This window comes from Shigella sp. FC1967 (assembly GCF_001743005.1).
Taxonomy (GTDB): domain Bacteria; phylum Pseudomonadota; class Gammaproteobacteria; order Enterobacterales; family Enterobacteriaceae; genus Proteus.
Map to the genome: position 1 here is coordinate 1 of NZ_MIIZ01000739.1, position 3,900 is coordinate 3,900.

Genomic DNA, 3,900 nt, shown 5'->3' on the forward strand with positions numbered 1-3,900 from the left:
TTGCTAGTTTTTATTTGTGTTAAAAATAACGAAATGTGTGTTTTAAACATAAAAATCAGAATAAAAAAAACTAAATGTTCATCCGTTAGCGTTAAGGTATTTTCGTTATAATTGTGTTTAGGGACAATAAGCTAGCAATTTTTTATTTAATAAAATTTCATAAGTCACAGTAAATAAAAATAACTAAAAATATAGTGATATTAGGATTATCTTTATTTACATTTTTATATTGCTAGTTTTTATTTGTGTTAAAAATAACGAAATGTGTGTTTTAAACATAAAAATCAGAATAAAAAAAACTAAATGTTCATCCGTTAGCGTTAAGGTAATTTTAATGCATTGTATTTAATCGCTTAATCTATGTACGTGTTGGCAATGATGGGGAAGGGATCCTAATTCTATTCTTTAATCTAAATAACATTAAAAAAATTTAAAACAAAAATTGGTTTGATAATGAATATTAGATAAAAAATAAAAGAAAAATAAAACGCATTATCACTTGGTTGGCATGAAAAATGGCTTGAATTGAAAATGGGGGATAAAAAAGAAAAAAAATCCCCTCTATAAAGATAGAGGGGTAGCTAAATGAATAAAGAATGGTTTATTTCGAGAATGAGTATATAGGAAATTTGATCCCAAAATTTGTTTATTTGTGCAGCACAAAAAGTTTAGAGAATAAAGTAAAAATATGTACAAACACTCAATTCGAAAATCAACGTATTATTGACGATAAGCTGTCTTAATTTGGCTAATCGTATTGCGGAATGTCTCTGCTTGTTTTTCGTCATCAACTTCCGCAATTGCACGTTCAATATTTAAAATAACACGTCCCGCATCTGCTTGACCTAATGCTTTTAACATATAGGTGACTAATGTTTTTAAGCAAGCGACTTCTTCTGCTAATGTTTCCACATCTGCTTGTGTTTTAAACTTCTCGTTCATTATCTACGTTCCTGTGTCTTTAATTTATAAATCATATCAAGCTAGGTCATTAGAATAGCAAAGTCTCAGCAAGGTATGAATAGTGATGATAAAAGCATTTTATCATATTGAAATTATTAGCATGATAAAGAGACAAAATAGTCTGTGATCCCATTTATTTGTTGAAACCACGCTATACTTTGAACGTTAATACAAACAGAATGTGATAAAACGCCCATTGCGAGCAATAAGAAAAAATGCAGAAAAAGAAGGGGGCATCATATGAATGAAGAACAACTGTTACAGGCGATCACTCATTATCCCGCACTTTATCAGCGCAAATCAGGAAATACACATAAAGGAACATTCGGCACATTAGGGATTATAGGCAGCGCAGAAGGAATGAGTGGTGCTATTGTGTTAGCAGGTAAAAGTGCATTGAAAGCAGGGTGTGGAAAAGTATTTCTTGGCTTTGCTCAGCCACAACTTCCTGTCCCTTTTATTGATAGTGCTCCCGAGCTTATGCTTAAAACAGCACAAGCATTGATAGATCAGCAAGATATTTCTGCTTGGGCGATTGGATGTGGATTGGGATTATCTGAAAACTCGGAAGAGATGTTATCAATAGCTTTAGCACAGTGTAATGAAAATAGACCTTATGTTTTTGATGCGGATGCATTAGTGTTAATAGCGAAACATAGATCAGAATACTCGCTTAATCAGCAATGTGTATTAACGCCTCATCCCAAAGAAGCGTCTATTTTGCTTAATTGCACGCTAAATGATATCCAAAATAATAGAGAAGATGCGGCGAAGGAAATTGCGAAAATTTATCATTGCTGGGCAATTATCAAAGGACAAAATACCGTAGTGACTTCTCCGAAAGGGGAAATTACAATTAATACAACGGGTAATAGTGGATTATCAACCGCAGGGAGCGGTGATGTGTTAACAGGCGTTATGGGCAGTTTTTTAGCACAAGGAATGACAATGTCTGATGCAGTGAAAAGCGCGGTTTGGATACATGGAATGTCAGCGGATATCTTAGTTAAAAAAGGTATTGGACCAATAGGATTAACCGCATCAGAATTGATCGATAGTATCCGAAATATTCGCAATCAAATATGGACATTAACGCAACAACATAATGCAAACTATTTTGAATGATCACTTTTATTTTTAGCTTAACGTATTAATAATTAAAGTAGGTTTCTATTAAAGTTAGATTGTTTTTAGTTAATTCACTCACAGTAATCTTTGGGTTATTGCGATAAGATTAAGGCAAATGGAGAGTTGAGAGGAGTTATTATGTATAAAACGATTTTAGTGCCTATTGATATTGTGGAAGAAGAGTTAACCAGTAAAGCGGTACGACATGCTGTGTATTTAGCAAAAGAAACAGGAGCTAATTTACATTTAATTCATGTTCTTCCAATCTCTTCAGCAATTATTAATGCTTATTCATTGGGGTATCCAGAAATTAAAGATAAAGCAACCGTGAAAGCAGAGAATGATATGCAAATGTTGGTGGATTCGGTGGATTTACCTGCTGAAAAGGTCGCTTATACGGTTACTTTTGGCTCACCTCGTGATGAAATTTTAGTCACAGCAAAAGATATTCAAGCAGATTTAATCGTGATTGGTTCACGTAGACCGAATATTAGCACTCATTTATTGGGCTCAACGGCAGCGGGTGTTGTTCGCTATGCTGAAATTTCAGTGCTAGTTGTTCGTTAATCTATTACTAATATGCTATGAGTATTTCTCGTAGCATATTTTTTTAGTTTTTGCGTAGCTTATCTTATTTATTCAATATAAGTTTATTGAATAAACAGTCTAGAAAATCGATAGAATGGAAAAATTTACTCAAGAACTTTTTAAGGCTCGATCATTTTATTCTACGCATCTTACGCTATTATGTAATAGGCTCTATTTTCTTTTTTCTTAGGATTATTACCGGGAGTATTAGGTTTTTATTTAATCGAAGGTCATACCTTTATGGAATCTTCATTAAACGCAATTTCTATGTTAAGTGGTCAACCGGTAGAGCCAGCACCTGCAACCCCAACAGGGCGCTTTTTTTATTGCAATTTATGGTTTATTTCTTCAGTGTGTTTTTATTTTATCAATTGGGCTTGTAGTCACACCTTTTATTCATCGACAATTGCATAAATGGCATCTTGAGGAAGATTAAATAAGCAAGCTGTGGGTTTAACGCTACAATAATAAACAGACAATAATCTGATAATGAGGAGTTGCTATGTACAAGACAATTCTAGTACCTGTTGATATTTCAGAAGATGAGTTAACGACTAAAGCCTTACAACACGCTGTTTATATTGCCAAATTAGAAGGTGCAAAACTGCATCTTTTCCATGCTATTCCTGATATTTCACGGTTTTCTATTAGTTATAGCTACCATTACGACATGCTCAGTTCTTTTGCAAATAAAGCAACTTGAGCGTGTACAAGAGCAACTGCAAGAATTAGCCAATGGCATTGATTTACCAAATGAACAAGTTGAATTTTCAGCCGTATTTGGTTCTGCAAGAGATAAAGTTTTAGAACTCGCTGAAAAAATTCATGCCGATTTGATTGTAATAGGCTCTCGTCGTCCAAGTATTTCAACTCACCTATTGGGCTCAAATGCATCAGGTATTGTCGCTTATGCTAAACAGTCCGTGTTAGTTGTTCGCTAACTTTTTTATAAAAAATTAGAAAATAGTTTTGACCCCTAGATCTCTATTTAGGGGTTTTTTTATTTTTTGTATTTAAGCCTAACCATTTTAAATTGATTTGTGAATGAGATTGCTTATTAATGCGGTTTTTATTTTTAAATACCCAGATCTTTTATTGATTTGAGAATGATAGTCATTCTAAAGTCCGTGTTAGTTGTTCGCTAACTTTTTTATAAAAAATTAGAAAATAGTTTTGACCCCTAGATCTCTATTTAGGGGTTTTTTTATTTTTTGTATTTAA

The 3,900-nt window shown here is 33.2% G+C and carries 3 protein-coding genes and 2 pseudogenes; 4 read left to right on the forward strand and 1 reads right to left on the reverse strand.

Annotated elements, in window-relative coordinates:
* Nucleotides 1–720: 720 nt before the first annotated feature.
* Nucleotides 721–942: a DUF2594 family protein gene (locus BHE89_RS11600; protein ID WP_006536484.1), complete on the reverse strand. Its 222-nt coding sequence runs from the start codon at nucleotides 940–942 to the stop codon at nucleotides 721–723.
* Nucleotides 943–1,203: 261 nt separating this feature from the next.
* Here BHE89_RS11600 and BHE89_RS11605 point away from each other — a divergent pair, with 261 nt between their 5' ends.
* The 4 genes and pseudogenes from BHE89_RS11605 to BHE89_RS11620 all read left to right on the forward strand — a co-directional run bounded on the left by BHE89_RS11605 (nucleotide 1,204) and on the right by BHE89_RS11620 (nucleotide 3,620).
* Entirely contained in the window at nucleotides 1,204–2,088 is an 885-nt protein-coding gene (locus BHE89_RS11605) for an NAD(P)H-hydrate dehydratase (RefSeq protein WP_069369012.1), read from the forward strand.
* A gap of 141 nt (nucleotides 2,089–2,229) precedes the next feature.
* On the forward strand, nucleotides 2,230–2,658 hold the full coding sequence (locus BHE89_RS11610) for a universal stress protein (RefSeq protein WP_036912874.1): 429 nt from the start codon (nucleotides 2,230–2,232) through the stop codon (nucleotides 2,656–2,658).
* Nucleotides 2,659–2,773: 115 nt separating this feature from the next.
* Nucleotides 2,774–3,115 (forward strand): annotated as a pseudogene (locus tag BHE89_RS11615) (hypothetical protein).
* Between the two features lie 66 nt (nucleotides 3,116–3,181).
* A pseudogene (locus BHE89_RS11620) lies at nucleotides 3,182–3,620 on the forward strand (universal stress protein).
* The last annotated feature ends 280 nt before the right edge of the window (nucleotides 3,621–3,900 follow it).

Coding starts and splice junctions, on each gene's coding strand:
- BHE89_RS11600 (WP_006536484.1), bottom strand. CDS start 942: ATGAACGAGAAGTTTAAAACACAAGCAGATGTGGAAACATTAGCAGAA.
- BHE89_RS11610 (WP_036912874.1), top strand. CDS start 2,230: ATGTATAAAACGATTTTAGTGCCTATTGATATTGTGGAAGAAGAGTTA.
- BHE89_RS11605 (WP_069369012.1), top strand. CDS start 1,204: ATGAATGAAGAACAACTGTTACAGGCGATCACTCATTATCCCGCACTT.